This window comes from Rhodomicrobium vannielii ATCC 17100, assembly GCF_000166055.1.
GTDB lineage: Bacteria > Pseudomonadota > Alphaproteobacteria > Rhizobiales > Rhodomicrobiaceae > Rhodomicrobium > Rhodomicrobium vannielii.
Window position 1 is genome coordinate 172,270 of sequence record NC_014664.1, and the last position, 19,169, is coordinate 191,438.

Consider the following 19,169-nt stretch of genomic DNA (forward strand, 5'->3'; position numbering starts at 1 on the left):
CGAACAATTTTTGAGGGAAAATCTATCGTTCTGCAACGATAGCGTGGCTATATAAGCTTCGGGATGGGTTCCCCATTTACTGCTCCTTTGAAGGAACTCGCCAGAGAAGGTCGAGTTTCGAGTGTGATTTGATTGATGGTGTTGCGTGGCATGATGCGGAAGAGACGAGTTTGGCTGGTCGTGGCCCTGTTTGCTGGCCTCGCCGCCGTATCCGCCTACGCGCTAAAGCTGTTCGCGCCGCTGCCTCTTGATGCGGCGGAGTCCTCCTCTCGCCTCGTGCTCGACCGCGACGGACGCCTGCTTCGAGCGTTCACCACGCCCGAGGGTCGATGGCGCCTCGACGCGCGCCGCGAGGATGTAAGCCCGACCTACCTCTCCTTGCTATTCACGTTCGAGGACAAGCGCTTCAACACCCATTACGGCGTTGACCCCATGGCATTCGGACGCGCCGCGCTTCAGGCTGCGCGCCACGGCAAGGCGATCTCCGGCGGCTCGACACTGACCATGCAGGTTGCGCGGCTGCTGCGCGGCTCGCCGACGCGCTCCATTCCGGCGAAGTTCCAGCAGATCGCCGACGCCATCCGCCTTGAATGGGCGCTATCGAAAGATGAAATCCTTGCGCTCTATCTGAAGCTCGCGCCCTATGGCGGCAATCTCGAAGGCGTTCGCGCCGCGTCGCTCGCCTATTTTGGCAAGGAGCCTCATCGGCTTTCCATCGCGGAGGCAGCGCTGCTTGTCGCGATTCCGCAGTCGCCCGAAACGCGCCGCCCGGATCGCGGCTACGCCTCCCTTGTTGCCGGGCGCAACCGCGTCATCCGGCGCGCGGCGGCGGCGGGCGTCATCGCAGATGCGGACGCGCGCGCGGCTATCGCGAGCGTTGCACCGCGTGGACGCCTCGACTTTCGCGCGCTCGCGCCGCATCTGTCCGAGCGCCTGGTCGCGCAGCATCCCGGCATGTCCGTCATCGCCACCACGATTGACCGCACCTTGCAGGAACAGGCCGAGGCCGTTGCGCGGCGCAACGCGGAAGCCTTCGGCGAGAAGATTTCGGTCGCCGCGCTCATCGTCAGGAACCGAACCGGCGAGGTTCTCGCCCATGTCGGCTCGGCGGGCTATTTCGACGGCGACCGCCTCGGCGCTATCGACATGACGGCCGCGATCCGTTCCCCCGGCTCCGCGCTGAAGCCGTTCATCTACGGCCTCGCCTTCGAGGAAGGCATCGCGCATCCCGAAACGCTCATCGACGACCGGCCCGTTCGTTTCGACACCTATGCGCCTGTGAACTTCGACAATATCTTTCACGGGACGGTCACGGTACGCACGGCGCTCCAGCTTTCGCTGAACATCCCGGCCGTGAAGGTGCTGAACGAGGTCGGCCCTGTCAGGCTCGCGGCGCGGTTTCGCGAGGTGGGCATGCCCTTCGCCATGCCCCGCAATTTGACGGTCGCGCTCGGCGGCGCTGGGCTTACGCTCGAAAATCTGACGACGCTCTATGCCGCGCTCGGTCGCGGCGGGACGCTGGTTCCGATCCGCTACGAGAAAGAAGGCGGCCCCGTCTGGGGCGCGAGCGAGCCGCCGGCGCTACTTCAGCCCGCCGCGGTCTGGTATGTGACCGATATTCTGCGCGGCGCGCCCGTGCCGCCTAACGTGACGCCGGGACAGGTGGCGTTCAAGACCGGCACCTCATACGGCTTCCGAGACGCTTGGGCGGCGGGCTACGACGGCGAATACACGGTAGCGGTATGGGCAGGGCGGGCGGATGCCAGTGCCGCGCCCGGGCTTGTTGGCTTGCGCGTCGCGGCCCCTGTGATGTTCGAACTGTTCGCCGCCATCGGCCCGCGCCGGGTGGCTTTCGGCTCGCCGCCGCCGAACCTCATCGGGTCGCGCAGAAACGCCGATTTACCGCCGCCGCTCCGCGTTTTCCGGGAGCAGAGGCATGAGGGTTCGGGCGCGACCGTCGAACAGGCGCTTCATATCGCGTTCCCGCCGCCGAACGCGGAGGTGGAACTCGCGAAAACGGAGGGCGCAGACGGCGAGGCGGAAGCCCTGCCGGTGGCGCTGAAGGCGGAGGGCGGCGCATTGCCGCTGACCTGGCTCGTGGATGGCAACCCGCTCGCCTCGTCGCCGCATCGCCGCGATGCCTTCCTCAAACCGCGCGGGCCGGGGTTCGTGCAGATCACCGTTGTCGACGCGGAGGGCCGATCCGACCGCACGCAAATTCGCTTGCGGTGAGCGCGTTGCATTGTGAAGCCTCGGTCTTGCGGACAGCCGCCCGAAACGGGGATGCGGGTTGTTCCGCTCGTGCTCGGTGCGTGAGCCCGGCCGCTGCCCACAACGCCAAGGCGCGCCCCGCAATACAACCTGTTCGTAAATTGCGCCTTCCCATTTCCCAAAAGCCCCGCTAGAGACATCGCCACAAGGCGGGCCGGCTGACCCGCGTCCGAGGATTTCACGAGGGGCACCTTTTCCATGCTCGATCGCCGCAGTTTCATGAAACTCGCGCTGGCAGCTCAGGCGGCCGCGGCGCTTCCCGCGTTTGCCGGCACGCCTACGCCTGGCCTTCGTTTCGGCGATCCGCAGCCGTTTTCCTTCGACTGGCTGAAGGCGCACGCGGAAGCGCTGTCGAAAGCGCCCTACGCGCCGCCGCCTCGGCCCGATCCCGCGACCGTCGCCGCCATCGACTACGACGCGCACGGCAAGCTCAAATACAAGCATGAATACGCGCTCTACGGCGACGGCCACGACGCTGCCTTCCCGATCACGTTCCAGCATGTGGGCTATTACTTCCCGAAGACAGTGCGCATGCACGCGCTCGAACAGAACGCGGGCGGCGCCGTCTCGCGCGAAATCCTCTACGATCCGGCCTATTTCACCATCGCACCGGACAGCCCCGCCGCGCGTCTCGCGCCGGAGCCGTCATCCCTGGCGGGCTTCTGGGTGATGGAGCCGCGCGACGGCAAGGAAGACTGGAAGAAGGCCGAGCCGTGGGTGACGTTCCTCGGCGCATCCTATTTCCGTGCGAAGGGCGAACTCGGACAGGTGGGCATGTCGGCGCGCGGCATCGCGCTGTCGCCCGGCGGCTCGGGGCACGAAGAGTTCCCGGATTTCGTTTCCTTCTGGTTCATGCCGGCGCCGCCCGCCTCGCGCACCGTCACGGTTTACGCCCTGCTCAACAGCCCGAGCGTGTCCGGCGCATACAAGTTCGATCTGCATCGCACGAGCGGCGTCGTGATGGATATCGAACTGACGCTGTTCTTCCGCGAGGCCGTCGAGCGGTTGGGCCTTGCACCGCTCACATCGATGTTCTGGTACGGCGAAAAGGCGAAGCCTGCCGGGATCGACTGGCGGCCCGAGGTGCACGATTCCGACGGGCTTTCGCTTGCGACAGGGCAGGGCGAGCGCATCTGGCGTCCGCTCAACAACCCTGAGCACATCACGATTTCGAGCTTCGCCGATGAGCATCCGCGCGGCTTCGGCCTGCTTCAGCGCGACCGCGCCTTCGACCATTATCAGGACGGCGTGGGCTACGAAAAGCGCCCGTCGACCTGGGTCGAGCCGAAAGGTACAGGCTGGGGCAAGGGCACCGTCCAGCTTGTGGAAATCCCGACCGACGACGAGATCAACGACAACATCGTCGTCTACTGGAACCCGGAAAAGCGGCCTGAGCCCGGCGACCGCATCGACCTCGCCTACAGGGTTCACTGGCTCGCCGACGAGCCCTATCCGACGCCTCTCGCGCGCTGCGTGGCGACCCGGTTCGGCCGTGGCGGTGAACCGGGAACGATCCGGCCCTATGGCGTGCGCAAGTTCACGGTCGAATTCCTCGGCGGCCCGCTCAAGGAACTGCCGAGCGGCGTGAAGCCGGAGGTCGTGGTCTGGGCCTCGCGCGGCAATGTCCGCTCAATGGTCGCGGAGGCCGTGCCGGACGATGTACCCGGGCACTGGCGCGCGCATTTCGACCTCAGCGTCGATGGCCGCGAGCCGGTCGAACTGCGTCTCTATCTGCGCGCGAACGACAAGGTGTTGAGCGAGACGTGGCTCTATCAATACCATCCCTTCGTGACGGATGCCCGGCCGCTGGGTTATTGACCGGCTTAAGGCGCGCGGACGGCACCGTCCGCGCCGGGGTTGATCGGGCGGACGCGCGAGCGTTTGGGCTGGCTTGCGGATTGCTGGCGCATCGGACATTTTGACGCAGGACATCGTCAAGGGACGCGATGCGCCCAGCGGGGCGCAATCGTGAACATGCGCGGAGCTTGCGCTTCCTCGCTCGGTTGGGCATCGGGCCGGAACTTCGCTCCGCGCCATCCGTTCACGTTAATTGGAATGGGCATGAGCTTTGCCTATCTTTTGCCGCACCTTACCCTCGTTCTGAGACCTTCGAGCTTTGCCCCGTGCTAATCGCAGGAAACCCCTTCGTTGGTCATGAAATGACGAGACAGCCGAGTGACCGGCTGACGGATCTCGCAGGCTGCCAGCCGCCGACCGCGGGCGCGGCGGCCTTCGCGACACTCGACGCCGGTGGGCATTTCCTGAGCGCGAACGAGCGGTTCTGCGTTTTCACCGGCCGCCGGGAGACGGATCTCCTGCGTTTGCGCCTTTCCGATGTCGCCACGGGAGAGTTGGCGGAGCCGGGCAAGCTTGACGGCCTCGGCGAGCAGGGGCTTGAAACGCGAACGCATCTTGTGAGCGCAGACGGCCGCGCTGTTCCCCTGATTGCAACGCTGACGCCTGTTCTGCGCGGCAAGGAACTCGTTTGCATTCATGTCCTCGCCCGTGCGGAGGCTCTCGGAACCGAGGCGGAGGATCGCCGTTGTCGCGCCGTCGTCGATGCCGTGCGGGGCGTGCTCTGGACCAACAACGCCGCGGGTGAAATGTGGGGCGAGCAGCCGGGATGGGCTGCATTGACCGGCCAGAGCTTCGATGAATACCAGGGGTTCGGCTGGAAGGCCGTGCTTCATCCCGACGATGTGCAACCGACGCTCGACGCATGGAAAGCGGCCGTTTCGACGAAGAGCATGTTCGTTTTCGAGCATCGCGTCCGCCGCCCCGATGGCCAGTTGCGGCGCTATTCCGTTCGGGCGCTTCCCGTCTTCGATGATGCGGGTGAGGTGTCCGAGTGGGTCGGCATTCACACCGATATCACCGAGCAGCGCGCCGCCGAACGCGCGTGGCTCGATCTTTCGGCGAATCTCAAGCAGCGCGCGCAAGCTGCGGACGAGGCGCGCGAGCGGACCTGGAACAACGCCCGCGACATGCTTCTCATTACCGACAGCGAAGGCGTGTTCCGGGCGGCAAACCCGGCGTGGACCGCCGTACTCGGTTGGCTGCCCGAGGAGGTCACCGGCAAGTCCTACTGCGACTTTTTGCACCCTGACGACAAGTCTGCCGCGACCGGCGCGGCTTTTTTCGCGCGCGGCGGCTCCAAAGGGATCGAGGTGCGCTTCCGGCACAAGAATGGCACCTATCGCTGGACGTCATGGCTAATCGCGCCCGATGGCGATCTCATCTACGCGAACGGTCGCGATGTCACCGCCGAGAAGGAAGGCGCGGAGGCGTTGGAGCGCTCCGAGGCTCGCATGCGAGCCATCTTTCACACGAGCTATCATTCGAAGTGCATCTCCGCGCTCGACGGCACACTCCTCGACGCCAATCCGACCTCGCTTGCGGCCATCGGCGCGGATACGGCCGATGTTGTCGTAGGCCAGCCGTTCTGGGACACGCCGTGGTTTTCCGACACGCCGGGAATGCCGGACTTCATCCGGTCCTCTTTCGCGGAAGTGGTGACAGGCGAGACGGTCCGGCGCGAAATCCTCCTCAACCTTCCGGGCGGCCCGCGTTGGTTCGACTTCACCATGCGGCCGATCTGCGGCGCACGAGGGCAGGTCGTCTCCGTCGTCTCGGAGGCCGCCGACATCACGACGCGCCGTAAGGCCCACGAGGCGCTCCTGCAGAGCCAACGCCTTGAAGCCGTAGGGCAGATTACAGGCGGGATCGCGCACGACTTCAACAACCTGCTGACGCCTATCATGGGCGCGTTCGAGCTTCTCCAGCGACGGATCGCCCCGGACGAGCGGTTGCATGCGCTGATCTCCAATGCGATGCAATCGGCGGAAAGCGCCCGCGTTCTCGTTCAGCGGCTGCTTGCTTTCGCCCGGCGTCAGCATCTCGACACGCGCGCCGTCGATCTCAAGGGCCTCATCCTTGGGCTGCACGATCTGATTGCACGAGCTCTTGGCTCGCGGATCGACGTTCGCGTCGAAATCCCCGATGGCCTGCCCCGAGCCCGTGTTGATCCGAGCCAATTCGAGGTTGCGCTCCTGAACCTCGCGGTGAACGGAGGCGACGCGATGCCGGACGGCGGCACGATCACGATTTCAGCGTCAGCGGAGACGATCGAGGAGGGGACGGCCTCGGACCTTGCCCCCGGACGTTATATAGCGCTTGCCTTCGAGGACACCGGCATCGGGATGACGCGGGAAATGCTGGCGCGCGCGGTGGAGCCCTTCTATTCGACCAAGGGGATCGGCAAGGGAACCGGCCTCGGCCTTTCGATGATCCACGGTCTTGCCGCGCAGTCCGGAGGGAAGCTCGACCTCGAAAGCGAGCCCGGCCGGGGCACGCGCGCCACGCTATGGCTCCCGGTAGCGGAGGCTGAGACGGTGGCGGACGGGGCCCCCGCACCGGAACCGTCGGGTGTCGAGCCGCTTGTCGTTCTACTCACCGACGACAACAACTTCGTGCGCGACGGTGCGGCTGCGATGCTTGAGGCTTTGGGCCATACGGTCATTCAGGCGGAGAGCGGCCCCTGCGCGCTGCACCACCTTGCAGAGGGCTGCCGCTGCGACGTGCTCATCACGGATCAACGCATGCCGGGGATGCTCGGAAGCGAACTCGTGCGTCGCGCGCGAGACCTGCGGCCGGACTTGCCCGCCGTCCTGATTACGGGGTTCGCCGAAGAGGGAGACGCAGACGTGGATGCTCTGCCGCGTCTTTCGAAGCCGTTCCGCTCCCTGGAGTTGGAACGCGTCCTCGCCATGGCGCTCGGCGCGAAAAAGACCGCGCCGGAAACGTAAAAGAACGACGAGAGAAGCCGGAGGGAAGCGCGAATTAAAGCGCCTTTTGCGTCATCGCCAAGCTAAGCGCTTGCGCGAGCGCGGCGACCGTATAGGGCTTGTCCACCACCGGTATATTCATGCCGGGCAGCTTGATGTCGTAACCGCTGCAAATGATGAACGGCAGGTTCTGCTGCAGCAGGTAGGTCGCGATGTCGCTCGACAGTTCACGGCCGAGACGAACGTCAAGCATCACGCAATCGAGCTGCTTCTCGTTGTTGATCTCGTGGAGGGCCTGATCCACGGAAGCGGCCACCCCCGTGACACTACAGCCCAGCTCTGCCAGCATCTCCTGCGCCACGTGGGCAGATAAAGCGTCGTCCTCGACAATCAGAACGCGCGCGCCTGCAAGGGCTCGTTGCTCCACCATATTACGCTGGCTCCTACTCACTCTCGGTGCAAGCGCTCGGCGCTCGGGCGCCGAAAAATACTTGAGCTTGTCACTCGGTTTTTAGATCATGCAACCCGGCATTGAGGGAGTCTACATTTTTTCTGAAGCGTCGAAAAGATTTCGCCTCAACACCGCTTCAAGGTTGCGTGAGCAGGATCGGCAACGGCCGGACGAGCTGCCTTCCGCGACGGGCGGGGCGGGCTCGTTCGGTGCCGTTTCGCCTCAGAATTTGCGCGCGACCACGAATTCCGCCGCGCCCGCGAGCATCGCGTCCCGCCCCTTGAACGGCGCCAGCGCGCCCAGCGCTTCCGCCTTTAAATTCTGAAGCTTCGCGTGTGCGGCTTCGAGGCCGAGCAGCGAAACGAGCGTCCCTTTGCCCGCTTCCTGATCCTTGCCGGTTGCCTTGCCGACGACGGCGGCATCGCCTTCGGCGTCGAGCAGGTCGTCCGCGAGCTGGAAGGCCGCGCCCAGTGCATCGCCATAGGTCTTCAGCGCGGCGAGTTCTGCCTTGCTGGCTTCGCCGAGAATGCCGCCTGCGACGCAACCATATGTGATGAGTGCGCCGGTCTTCATCGCCTGAAGCGTGCGGATGTCCGCTTCGCCGAGCATCTTGCCGGGCGCCATGAGGTCGAGCATCTGGCCGCCAGCCATGCCGGCCCCGCCGCTCGCGCGCGCCAGTTCGAGGCCGAGAGCCGCGCGAACCGCCGGGTTCGGATGCGTCGATTCGTGCGCTATGATTTCGAAGGCGACCGTGAGCAGCGTATCGCCCGCGAGGATCGCCGTTGCATCGTCGAACGCCTTGTGAACGGTCGGCCGCCCGCGCCGCAGGTCGTCATTGTCCATGGCGGGAAGGTCGTCATGCACGAGCGAATAGCAATGGATGCATTCGAGCGCAGAGCCCGCGTTCAGCGCCTTTTCGACCGGCACCCCGAACAGCGCCGCGCTTTCGATGACGAGAAACGGGCGAAACCGTTTGCCGCCGCCGAGCGTCCCGTAGCGCATGGCGTCGAGCAGCCTGTCCGGCACAGCGCCGAGTTTATCTGTGGAAAGCCATTCGTCGAGATGGCGTTCGACACGGCTTGCATGGTCTTCGAGGCGTTCTGTAAAGGTCATGACAGGATTGGGATTTATTGTTGGATGCCGGGTATTTCTGCGGGCGCACCATGGACCAGATGAGTATGATCCTCAAGCCCGATTTGCGAGCTGCGTCATGACGGATTTAGCGCCAAAGACCTTCGAGCGACTGGCCGAGGTGACACGCCCGCATAACCGTGGCTGGCGCGGCCGCGCCCTGCGCATCGTTCTCATTGCGCTCGGCGTGTTTCTCCTCGCGCCGTACGTGTTGACGCTCGTCTACGCGGTTGTCAATCCGCCGCTGTCGGCGCTGATGGCGAGGCAGGCGTTACTGGGACGTCCCGTCGCGCATGATTGGCGCGATCTCGACGAGATTTCGCCGAACCTCATCGCGCAGGTGATCGTGTCCGAGGATGGCCGCTTCTGCCAGCATCACGGCGTCGATTGGCAGGCGCTCGACAAGGCGGTCGACGCGGTGAAAGCCGGGAAGCCGAAGGGCGGCGGCAGCACCATCACCATGCAGACCGCGAAGAATCTCTTCCTGTGGAGTGATCCGGCGTGGCTGCGGAAGCCGTTAGAAATTCCACTCGCGAGCTTCATGGACGCGGTGCTCGGCAAGCGGCGCGTGATGGAAATTTACCTCAACATCGTTGAGTGGGCACCCGGCGTCTATGGTGCGCAGGCGGCGGCGCGGCATCATTTCAAAACCTCAGCGGAAGATTTGACCATGCAGCAGGCCGCGCAACTCGCCGCAGCGCTACCGAATCCGAAGCGCCGCAATGCGGGCAAGCCGGGACCGCGCGTGGCAGCGCTCGCCAACCGCCTGCGGGTGCGCGCGGCGCGGGAAAGCGACAACTCGTTCTGTGTGCTTGAGGAAGAAGCGCCAGCCGAAGACGAGGCGAGTCAGGAATGATCCAGCCGTCGGTGCCGGCTTCAGCGGACCGCCCGCGCATGAAGGTTCTCGCGACATCCTCAGGGATTCGTTGAACGCTCATGCTCGGCCGGGAAGTGGCTGTGGCGGAAGGACGGACGCCCTTTATTCCGAGTCGCCTTCGCCGGGATCGGGCGAAAAATATTTTTCGAACTTCTCGGCTTCCTGCTGAAACTTCTCGTAGTCCGGCAGCGGCGGCTTCTTGACGGTTATGTTCGGCCAAAGCGCGGCGTATTCTCGGTTCACTTCGAGGAACTTCTCAAGGCCCGGCTCGGTATCGGGCTTGATCGCGTCCACCGGGCATTCCGGTTCACAGACGCCGCAATCGATGCATTCGTCCGGGCTGATCACCAGCATGTTCGCGCCCTCGTAGAAGCAATCGACGGGGCACACCTCAACGCAATCGGTGAACTTGCACTTGATGCAGGCATCCAGCACAACGTAAGTCATGGAACTTCTCCGAAGCCGAGCCGCGCGGCTTGTCCTTTGAAGCGCCTCGATAGCGCATTCGACAAAGGGAAACAAGCCGGGAGGTGATTGATCCGAATGGCGTTATCGCATTCGCAAAAATCACGCTTCCCGCCCGTCTTCCCCGGAAACGAAACTTATCGTGAGTAGAATTCGACGACCAGATTCGGCTCCATCACCACCGGATAAGGAACATCCGACAGTTGCGGAATGCGCGAAAGGCGCGCCGTCAGCTTGCCGTGGTCGACTTCGAGATAGTCAGGCACGTCGCGCTCGGCGCTCTGCGTCGCCTCAAGAACGAAGGCGAGGGGCTTCGCCTTTTCGCGAACTTCGATCACGTCGCCCGCGCGGCAGCGATAGCTCGGGATGTTGACGCGGCGGCCGTTGACCGAGATGTGGCCGTGGCTGATGAACTGGCGGGCGGCGAACGGCGTCGCGACGAACTTCGCGCGGTAGACGACCGCGTCGAGGCGGCGTTCGAGAAGGCCGATCAGGTTTTCCGAGGTGTCGCCGCGAAGGCGCGTCGCTTCGGCGTAGATCAGGCGGAACTGCCGCTCGGTGATGTTGCCGTAATAGCCCTTGAGCTTCTGCTTCGCCTTGAGCTGCGTGCCGAAGTCCGACGTCTTGCCGCGGCGGCGCTGACCGTGCTGGCCGGGGCCGTATTCGCGCTTGTTGAGCGGGCTTTTCGGGCGGCCCCAAAGATTTTCGCCAAGGCGGCGGTCGATTTTATGTTTCGCGGAAGCGCGCTTCGTCATGTCTGTGCTCCAGAATGAGGATGAATGTTGGAGCAGGCCCTTCCTTTGCAGGTTTCCCTGCCGACAGACGGCGCTTAAGCCGTCACGGGCATGCAAAAAGGCGGCTGTAAGCCACCATCGGGCAGAGATAGCGCTTCGGATGGGGCGAGGCAAGCGCAAAACTGAGTGTGTGCTGCGGTGTGAAATGAAAGGGAACAATACTGACCGAGATCGGATTTTGCCGCAAGCTCGGGCCTGACAAAGCTCAAACACGAAAAAGTCAAACGACCGAACTGGATTTAAAACAGGTTTCCGGGAAACCTTATACGGGCAGCGCCGTTGACATAGGTCAATTCTGAGGACAAGAGCCCCCGTATGAGCGACCGAGATTTCGACGTGATCTTTGCTGGCGGTGGCCTTGCAGCCACGCTCGCAGCCTATCGTCTCCGCCAAGTCAAGCCGGAGCTATCCGTCCTCGTTCTAGAAGCCGACGACAAATTCGGGGGGAACCACACATGGTCCTTCCACACTACCGATATATCAGAGGACGCATGGGCGTGGATTGCGCCCTTTGTCGCACATTCGTGGTCCGAGCAGCAGGTGCGCTTCCCCAAACACACGCGCACGCTGAAATCCGGCTACAACTCCATCTTTTCCGAAACGCTGCATGACGCGGCTCTTCCGGTTCTGAAAGACAGTGTGCGGTTTTCGACCCGTGTTCTGAGCGTATCGCCGCATCAGGTCGTGCTCTCGGGCGGCGAGGTGCTGCGCGCGCCCTGCGTCATCGATGCGAGGGGCATCGGGCGCGTGGACAACCTGACTATCGGCTATCAGAAGTTCCTGGGATTGGTCGTCCGCTTCGAACGGCCGCACGGGCAACCCTATCCGATTATCATGGATGCGACGGTTCGCCAGCGTGACGGATATCGTTTCGTGTATACCCTGCCTTTCACGGACGACACCATGCTGATCGAAGACACATATTATAGCGACAACCCGGCCATCGACGCGCACACGCACCGCGAGCTTTGCCTAGACTACGCGCGCGAACGCGGCTGGCAGATTGCTGAGATCGAGCGCGAAGAGCGTGGCGTGCTGCCGATCGTGCTTGGCGGCGACGTGTCGGACATCCTCGAAAAGAACGCCGATGGTGTGCCGGCGCTCGGCCTGCGCGGCGGCTTTTTTCACCACACCACGAGTTATTCCTTCCCATTCGCGGTGCGTTGCGCCGATGCTATCGCCGCCATGGATCATCTGACGAGCGAGTCGCTTCATCGCATCACCCATAAATGGGCGCACCAGCACTGGAGGGAGCAGCGGTTTTTCCGCCTCCTGAACCGTATGCTGTTCTGGGCCGCGAAGCCCGAGACGCGCTATCGCGTACTGCAACGCTTCTACGATCTGCACGAGCCGCTCATCGAGCGCTTCTACAGCTCAAGCCTAACTCTTGCGGATCAGGCCCGGATTCTTATAGGCTGGCCACCTGTGCCTATTCATAAAGCTGTAAGGGTTATGGGGGAAACCCGAGTTAACCCCATCCCTCAGCCTGTATCATCGCCAAGCTAACCGAGCTGAAAAATATGGACCCGATCATCGCACTCAGCCACGAGCTTATCGAGAAAGGTTCCAAGAGCTTTGCCATGGCGGCGAAGCTCTTGCCGCGTGACGCGCGCTACGACTCAATGATGCTTTATGCTTGGTGCCGTCACTGCGACGACGTGATCGACGACCAGATCCTCGGTTTCAACCGGGAGACAGGTAGCGAAAAATCGCCGCAGGAACGCCTCGAAGGGCTGCGCCGCGATACGGCCGCTGCGCTTGCCGGAACGGCGACCGAGCCCGTTTTCGTGGCGCTGGGTCGCGTGGCGCACAAGCATCACATTCCCGAGCGCCATCCGATGGAGCTTCTGCGCGGCTTCGAGATGGATGTGAACGAGCGCGTTTACGAGACCCTCGAAGACACGCTGGACTATTGCTATCACGTCGCGGGCGTCGTTGGCGTAATGATGGCGATGATCATGGGTGTGCGCGAGCGGCCGACGCTGAACCGCGCGTCCGATCTCGGCATCGCGTTCCAGCTCACCAATATCTGCCGCGACGTGGTGGAAGACGCGAAGGCCGGTCGCCTTTATCTTCCGCGACAGTGGCTTCGCGAGGCGGGCGTCCCGGAGGACAAGGTCGCCGATCCGCAATATCGTCGCCAGGTTTACGAGGTGACGAAGCGTCTTCTATGTGAAGCGGACCAGTATTATCGTTCGGCCATGTTCGGCATGCAGCGGCTTCCGCTTGGCGCAGCGGTCGGCATCGGCGCGGCGCGGCGGGTCTATCGCGACATCGGTAGGCTTGTTGCAAACAGGGGCGAAAGCGCTTGGGACGGTCGCGCCATCGTCGGGCCGATGCGCAAGCTTGCGGCGGCACTCTCGGGAGCGACGGCGGCGGTTCGCGCGCATACAACGCTCAGGATTGGCTATGCGCCCCCGCGCGATGGCCTTTGGACGGTGCCGGAACTCGGTAAGCCCACGCGGCGGAACCGGCCGTTCGCGTTTCTGCGATAGCGCGCGACGTATTCCATTATCATGCTCGGGCGAAGGCAACTTCGCCCTTTCGTTTGTGCAGCCTCATTCCGGGGGATTTACCCCTTCACGGTTGTCCGACGCTCCCTGAGCGTTGCGGTCTCGAAAGGGCGCCGCAATCGGGAAGGGCGCGCGTGAGGTAGCACCGCTGCATTTTGCGAAGCGCGGTGAAGCACATGCACAATCAGCATCAAGGTTGAACCATGGAATTTGCCGTCCTCGCTCGCGGCGACGAAGATCGCCTGGAACAACTCATTGCGATCTATCGGGCCTCCATCGCGCGCGCGGAGCAGAAGCCGGAATGGATGGTGCGCGAGATGCTTGGCGATACGAGCCGTCGGCTTCTCGTGGCGCTCGATGAGGGGCGCGTGATCGCGTTCGCCATCTGCTATTTCGCGCCCGACGATGCATTTTGGCTTCTCGAATATCTCGCGGTCGACGCAAACATCCGGTCGGGTGGCGTCGGCGGGCGGACCTATGACGCGGCGCGCGCTCTTGCCGCCGAAGTCGCGCCGGGCGCGCCGTGTCTGCTCGAAGTCGACGCGCCCCGCCTTGGCGCGCCCGACACCGACGATGCGTGGAGGCGCTTGCGGTTTTACCAAAGGTTCGGCTGCCGTAGGGTTGAGGGCCACACCTATGTGCTGCCGTTCGGCCTGCCCGGGGAGGTACCGCCAATGTGGCTGCTGGTCGACGGGCTTAAGGGGCAGGAATCGGTGTCAGCCGACACGGTGGCCGCCTGGCTGCGCGGGATTTACACAGGCGTATACGCACAAGCTGCGGACCATCAGCTGATCACTGCGATGATGCAGCCGCTGGAAGGCAAGGGGACGGTTAGATTGAGGGCGCTTGATGCGTCGCCGTCTTCCGGCGCTTAATGCAGCGTCTCGCCGTTCGGCGTGAAGCGCTTCGCGTCCAGCTTGTTGCGCTGGGCCGCGCGCAGCGGCGCGAGTTCCTGAAGCTTCTTCTTGAGGCGGTCCGGCGATGGCGGGAAGACGAACCCGAACGACACGCAACCGGCTTTGCCATCCACGGCATGATGCAGCCGATGCGCTTGATAAAGGCGGCGGAGATAACCGCTTTTCGGATGGATGTTCACGCCGAGGCGGTGATGCACCAGCACGTCATGCGCGAGGAAATAGACGAAGCCATAAGCCGTGACACCTGCGCCGACGACCCAAGCCCATGTCGGGCCGCCGAACTGCACGCCCCACGCGATCAACGCAATGGCGATGCCGGCGAAGAAGATGCCGAACGCGTCGTTAAGCTCCCACGCGCCGGTTCTCGGCTCGTGATGACTTTTATGCAGCACCCAGAGGAAGCCGTGCATGACGTATTTGTGGAGGAACCATGCGGTGCCCTCCATGAAGAAGAAAACGGCGAAGAACAATGCGATGTAAAGTAGCCAGTCGCTCATCGATCCTCTGCCGTTGTTCGATCCTATGCGCTGACGACGAGCTTCCCTCGAAACTCCGGCATCAGCTCGGAAAATGCTTCTGCTAGCCGCGAGGCGAACGCCGTGAACAGACGCCCGTCGCTTCCGGCTGCCTGAGCCGCTGCAACCGCCGCGCCCACGCCGCCTTCGATCTTGGTGCGGCCGATTTCCGCCGCTTCCGTCACGCCGAGCAGGCTCGGGAAGGTGGTGCGCCCGGAATCCTTGGACGTGTCCTTGCCTGCGCGGTCGCTCGTCGCATGCGCGTCGAGCACGTCATCTAAGATTTGGAATCCTACGCCGAGATCAAGACCGAATTTGCGCATTGCGGGGCGCGCGGCTTGATTATTCGCAACTATCGCACCGCATTCGGCTGCGGCGGCGAAAAGAGCGCCGGTTTTCTGCGCATACATGGTTTCGAGCTGCGCTTCGTTCATGGTCGCGCGGTAGTCCGCGAGGTCGTCATGCTGGCCGCGCACCAGCCCTTCGAGGCCGACGGACCATTCGAGCACGCCAACGGCTTCGGCGCGCTGGTCGGCCGAAAGCTTTGCCGAGGCGGCGGCGACGCCATAGGCGCGGTTCATGAGGCCGATCGAGGCGAGAATCGCCGTCGCCTCACCGAAGACGCGGTGATTGGAGGGGATGCCGCGCCGGGTGGCTGCGTTGTCCATGCAGGGCAAATCGTCGAGGATCAGCGAGGAGGTGTGGATCATCTCGACCGCGCAGGCGAGGTCGAGCGCATCGCTTTCACGACCGCCAAGTTCGCGGGCGGCAACGAGCGTCAGCACGGCGCGGACACGTTTGGCGGGGGCGAGAAGGCTGTGCCGCAGCGAACCCTGCAATGGATCGAGTGGCCCGTCCAACCGAACCAGTTCCGCAAGCCGCGACTCGATTTTCGCCCGCAGCATCATGTAAACGTCTAGCTGGCCGCCCATGTAAGATTCCCGTAGTGGTAACTTGACGATGGCTTGATGTTGGCCTCTATCTGTCCGATGCCCGTTGAAAGACTACGTAAAAACAGCTTGGCCATCAAAACGGTATGGCCTATGAGCCTTGGCTTGTAAACTGAACTTTACACACTGCGGCATTCGGGGCCAAGGTGTTCGGGGAGGTTGACACCATGCCGAAAGCTTACTGGATCGCCCGCGTCGATGTAAAAGATGCCGACGCGTACAAGGCTTATGTCACGGGCGCGGCTGACGCTTTCAAAGCTCACGGTGCGCGCTTCCTCGCCAGGGGAGGACGCTTTACCGCAGCGGAGGGCACCGGCCGCGCGCGTAATGTCGTCATCGAATTTCCGTCCTTCGAGGCGGCGGTGGATTGCTACAACTCGCTGGAATATCAGGCCGCCCGCGCACATCGCGCCGGTTTTTCCGAGGGCGAGATCGTCATCGTCGAAGGCGTCGAACCGTAAGACCATATAGGGAAAAGCCATGGATCAGATCGTCGCGAACACTGAAGCGCCTGCACGCTCACGCGCTGGAAGCGCCGAAACCGCTCTCGTCGTCGGCGCAGGATTCGGCGGCATCGCGGCGGCGCTCCGTCTCGCGGCCAAGGGCTATCGCGTGACGCTGATCGACCGTGGTCGCATGCTCGGCGGGCGCGCGCAGGTGTTCGAAAAGGACGGTTTCAAGCACGACGCCGGGCCCACGGTGATTACCGCGCCGTTCCTCATCGAGGAGCTGTTCGATCTGTTCGGCAAGAAGAGCGAAGACTACCTCACGCTTAAGCCGCTTACGCCGTGGTATCGCTTCTTCTTTGATGAGGACGGCTCCACGTTCGATTACGGCGGCACGCTCGAAGAGACGCTCGCCGCGATGAACCGCATCGATCCGCGCGACGGCGACGGCTATCTGCGCATGCTGGAACACTCGAAGCAGCTCTTCGACGCGGGCTTCACAAACCTCGCGGACCAGCCGTTCCACAATCCGTTTACGATGGTTGGCCAGATCCCGCGCCTCGTCCAGCTCGGCAGCTACCGCACGATCTGGGATTTCGTGACGAAATATTTCCACAGCCCGAAGCTTCAGCAGGCGCTATCGATTCAGCCGCTGCTGGTTGGCGGTAGCCCGTTCAACACGACGAGCATTTACGGCCTGATCCACTATCTCGAACGCAAATGGGGCGTGTTCTACGCCGAAGGCGGCACGGGCGCGATCGTGTCAGCGTTGGGCAAGCTCATGGAAGAAGAGGGCGTCGACATTCGCCTCGGCGAGACGGTGTCTTCGGTCGTGATCGAGAACGGGACCGCGAAGGGCGTGCGCCTCAAGGACGGCGAGACGGTCTCCGCCGATATCGTGGTGTCGGACGTGGACCCGATGCATCTCTTCGGCGACATGATTCCCGACAGCGAAATCGGCCTGTCCGCGAAGCTCAAACGCAAGACGGCGCGGCTGTCGATGGGGCTTTTCGTTCTTTATTTCGGCACGGACCGTCAATATCCGGACGTCCAGCGGCACACCATCTGGCTCGGCAAGCGCTACAGGGGCCTGCTCGACGACATCTTCAACAAGAAGGTGCTTGCGGACGACTTCTCGCTTTACGTGCACCGTCCGACCGCGACCGACCCGACCTTTGCGCCGGAAGGCTGCGATGCGTTCTATGCGCTGTGTCCGGTGCCGAACCTCAAGGGCAACATCGACTGGAGCGTTGAGGGGCCGAAACTGCGCGATCGCATCGTAGCGGGCCTCGAACGCACGATCCTGCCGGGCCTGTCCGAGACGATCCGCGCCGAGATGGTCATGACGCCGCCCGACTTCAAGCACGGCTATCTCAGCCATGAGGGCGCGGGCTTCTCGCTCGCGCCGCACTTTACGCAGTCTGCTTATTTCCGCTTCCACAACAAGGCGGAAGGGATCAAGAACCTGTTCCTAACGGGCGCAGGCACGCATCCGGGCGCGGGTATTCCAGGCGTGATCTGCTCGGCAAAGGTGATCGACAAGCTCATTCCGCACGCGCGGTCATAGAGCGTTTTTGAGCGAAACAGGGCGTCGCTTTTGATGGAATCGAGAGCGACGCGCCGGTGATCGCGGCGCAAAACTGGCGTTCGGTTTTGCGGTTTACGCCCAATCGCCAGCGTCTTGAACGGCGGCAGTTCGCCGATATGGTCCGCATGCGCCCGGTCGACGTAACGCGGCGACTGCACGCGTTGACGCGATGCGACCTCACGCGCGAACGCGGGTCTTCCCGACATGGGAAAACCCGCCTGTTCCTGTTCGTCTCCAAGGAAAACCGCCGTCTTTGCCGCGCCCTCAAAATCTGGCGAGCCCCTCTTCTCAGCGTCAAATTGCTCCAGATTCAACGAAGCGATTTAGACGGAGCCTGCCGCCGTAGCTGGTTGCGCGGCGTTCGAAGCGTGATGTGTCTTGTATTTGCGGTGATTGTGCTTGCGGTGATGACGCTTGTGCGAGCGATGAAGATGGCGATGCTTGCGGTGGAGGCGCTTTGCGTGGTGTTTGCCATAGCGCTTGGCCGACTTCTTCTTGACCGTGGCCTTCTTCGCGACGGCGGGCTTCGCGGCGGCTGCGCTCGTGGGTGCGGGCCTCGCATCCTTGGCCTCAGCGGCGGCAGGCTTTGCGACGGTGTTCACGGTCGCGACCGGTTTCTTGTCCTCGGCCTTCGCCGCCGCCTTCACCTCATGCTGCTTATCGGCAGGTTTCACCGCAGACTTCGCATCGGGCTGCTTGGCGGATGTCGCAGTTTTCGTCTCGACGGGCTTTGCGACGGTGTTCGCGGTCGCCGCCGCCTTCTTGTCCTCGGCCTTAGTCGCGGCGGGAGCGGCTTTCGCAGGCTCTGCCTTTTCAGAAACAGCGGGCTTCACGGCGGCGGCGGGCGTCGTAACCGCCTTCGCGGGAGCGGTCTTTTCGGCCTGCGCTAGCTTCGCTGGCTGTGTCTGCGAAGCGTCGCCGTTCTGCGCCGCGCTTACCTCATCCGGCTTCGGTTTGGATGGATCGGCGGAATAGCTCACGCTCGCGATCATGGCAAAAGCAGCGATACCAACTGGTACAAAAAACAACTTTTTCATCGAGCCACCGGAATTGAGTTGCGAAACGGCGTCCGTCGCAGGAAACGCGGCGGACGCCGGCCTGTCAGCCACCGGGTGCGCTTCTCCCTCCCCCCGGACAGGAGTGCGCTCCCAGCTTGGCCTTGAGCTAAAAAGAAAATTTGCGCAGCCCACAAGCCTCGACTATCAACGCGGTTGGCTTTTGCACATGCGAATGGGACAGGACGGAAAAGGCATGAACCCGCGATTGAGAAAACTGATCGGCGTGATTGTTTTTGTTTTCGGATCCGTCTTCTATTTCCTGTTCACCATCTCCATCGCGCTCGCACGCCTACCCGGCACGGAGCTTTGGCGGCACCTGCTGTTCTATCTCGTGATTACGGTGATCTGGGTCGTGTGGGCGGGCATCCTTATCAGGTGGATGTTGAAGCCGCGCCCCGGCGAGGTCTGA

17 protein-coding genes are annotated in these 19,169 nt (G+C 63.1%); 10 read left to right on the plus strand and 7 right to left on the minus strand.

The genetic code is table 11. The features are described from left to right. The first annotated feature begins 180 nt into the window (after window positions 1-180). The 3 genes from pbpC (at window position 181) to RVAN_RS00710 (ending at window position 7,076) form a co-directional block, all read left to right on the plus strand. Entirely contained in the window at window positions 181-2,232 is a 2,052-nt protein-coding gene (pbpC, locus tag RVAN_RS00700) for a penicillin-binding protein 1C (protein ID WP_245258018.1), read from the plus strand. A gap of 237 nt (window positions 2,233-2,469) precedes the next feature. Next, window positions 2,470-4,089, plus strand: a complete 1,620-nt coding sequence (locus RVAN_RS00705) for a glucan biosynthesis protein (protein ID WP_013417839.1) — start codon at window positions 2,470-2,472, stop codon at window positions 4,087-4,089. A 341-nt stretch (window positions 4,090-4,430) separates the two neighbouring features. Beyond that, on the plus strand, window positions 4,431-7,076 hold the full coding sequence (locus tag RVAN_RS00710; RefSeq protein ID WP_049779156.1) for a PAS domain-containing hybrid sensor histidine kinase/response regulator: 2,646 nt from the start codon (window positions 4,431-4,433) through the stop codon (window positions 7,074-7,076). 34 nt (window positions 7,077-7,110) lie between these two features. On the opposite strand, the gene RVAN_RS00715 is transcribed toward RVAN_RS00710, so the two are convergent. Beyond that, window positions 7,111-7,485, minus strand: a complete 375-nt coding sequence (locus tag RVAN_RS00715) for a response regulator (RefSeq protein ID WP_013417841.1) — start codon at window positions 7,483-7,485, stop codon at window positions 7,111-7,113. Between the two features lie 243 nt (window positions 7,486-7,728). After that, window positions 7,729-8,619: a polyprenyl synthetase family protein gene (locus tag RVAN_RS00720; protein WP_013417842.1), complete on the minus strand. Its 891-nt coding sequence runs from the start codon at window positions 8,617-8,619 to the stop codon at window positions 7,729-7,731. A 97-nt stretch (window positions 8,620-8,716) separates the two neighbouring features. Here RVAN_RS00720 and mtgA point away from each other — a divergent pair, with 97 nt between their 5' ends. Then, window positions 8,717-9,493 (plus strand): monofunctional biosynthetic peptidoglycan transglycosylase, encoded by a 777-nt coding sequence (mtgA, locus tag RVAN_RS00725; protein WP_013417843.1) that lies wholly within the window; start codon window positions 8,717-8,719, stop codon window positions 9,491-9,493. 123 nt (window positions 9,494-9,616) lie between these two features. On the opposite strand, the gene fdxA is transcribed toward mtgA, so the two are convergent. Both fdxA and rpsD read right to left on the minus strand, forming a co-directional pair. Then, window positions 9,617-9,961: a ferredoxin FdxA gene (gene fdxA / locus RVAN_RS00730; RefSeq protein ID WP_013417844.1), complete on the minus strand. Its 345-nt coding sequence runs from the start codon at window positions 9,959-9,961 to the stop codon at window positions 9,617-9,619. Between the two features lie 155 nt (window positions 9,962-10,116). After that, a complete protein-coding gene (rpsD, locus tag RVAN_RS00735; protein WP_013417845.1) occupies window positions 10,117-10,734 on the minus strand; it encodes a 30S ribosomal protein S4 in 618 nt (205 codons plus the stop codon). A 354-nt stretch (window positions 10,735-11,088) separates the two neighbouring features. On the opposite strand from rpsD, the gene crtY reads away from it, so the two are divergent. The 3 genes from crtY to RVAN_RS00750 all read left to right on the plus strand — a co-directional run bounded on the left by crtY (window position 11,089) and on the right by RVAN_RS00750 (window position 14,161). Continuing rightward, a complete protein-coding gene (crtY, locus tag RVAN_RS00740; RefSeq protein ID WP_013417846.1) occupies window positions 11,089-12,279 on the plus strand; it encodes a lycopene beta-cyclase CrtY in 1,191 nt (396 codons plus the stop codon). A gap of 14 nt (window positions 12,280-12,293) precedes the next feature. Next, entirely contained in the window at window positions 12,294-13,268 is a 975-nt protein-coding gene (locus RVAN_RS00745; RefSeq protein WP_013417847.1) for a phytoene/squalene synthase family protein, read from the plus strand. A 221-nt stretch (window positions 13,269-13,489) separates the two neighbouring features. After that, window positions 13,490-14,161, plus strand: a complete 672-nt coding sequence (locus tag RVAN_RS00750) for a GNAT family N-acetyltransferase (protein WP_013417848.1) — start codon at window positions 13,490-13,492, stop codon at window positions 14,159-14,161. Here RVAN_RS00750 and RVAN_RS00755 read toward each other — a convergent pair. Next, on the minus strand, window positions 14,158-14,700 hold the full coding sequence (locus tag RVAN_RS00755; protein WP_013417849.1) for a sterol desaturase family protein: 543 nt from the start codon (window positions 14,698-14,700) through the stop codon (window positions 14,158-14,160). The two genes, RVAN_RS00750 and RVAN_RS00755, sit on opposite strands and share 4 nt — an antisense overlap. Before the next feature lie 23 nt (window positions 14,701-14,723). Beyond that, on the minus strand, window positions 14,724-15,650 hold the full coding sequence (locus RVAN_RS00760) for a polyprenyl synthetase family protein (protein ID WP_013417850.1): 927 nt from the start codon (window positions 15,648-15,650) through the stop codon (window positions 14,724-14,726). A 185-nt stretch (window positions 15,651-15,835) separates the two neighbouring features. Between RVAN_RS00760 and RVAN_RS00765 the strand changes: the two genes are divergently transcribed. Then, the gene (locus RVAN_RS00765; RefSeq protein ID WP_013417851.1) at window positions 15,836-16,129 is read left to right on the plus strand and encodes a DUF1330 domain-containing protein; all 294 of its coding nucleotides are present in this window, start codon (window positions 15,836-15,838) and stop codon (window positions 16,127-16,129) included. A 19-nt stretch (window positions 16,130-16,148) separates the two neighbouring features. Then, window positions 16,149-17,681, plus strand: a complete 1,533-nt coding sequence (crtI, locus tag RVAN_RS00770; RefSeq protein WP_013417852.1) for a phytoene desaturase family protein — start codon at window positions 16,149-16,151, stop codon at window positions 17,679-17,681. 344 nt (window positions 17,682-18,025) lie between these two features. Here crtI and RVAN_RS18530 read toward each other — a convergent pair whose 3' ends face one another. Continuing rightward, on the minus strand, window positions 18,026-18,811 hold the full coding sequence (locus RVAN_RS18530; RefSeq protein ID WP_169309494.1) for a hypothetical protein: 786 nt from the start codon (window positions 18,809-18,811) through the stop codon (window positions 18,026-18,028). Between the two features lie 142 nt (window positions 18,812-18,953). On the opposite strand from RVAN_RS18530, the gene RVAN_RS20445 reads away from it, so the two are divergent. After that, on the plus strand, window positions 18,954-19,169 hold the full coding sequence (locus RVAN_RS20445; RefSeq protein ID WP_013417854.1) for a DUF2842 domain-containing protein: 216 nt from the start codon (window positions 18,954-18,956) through the stop codon (window positions 19,167-19,169).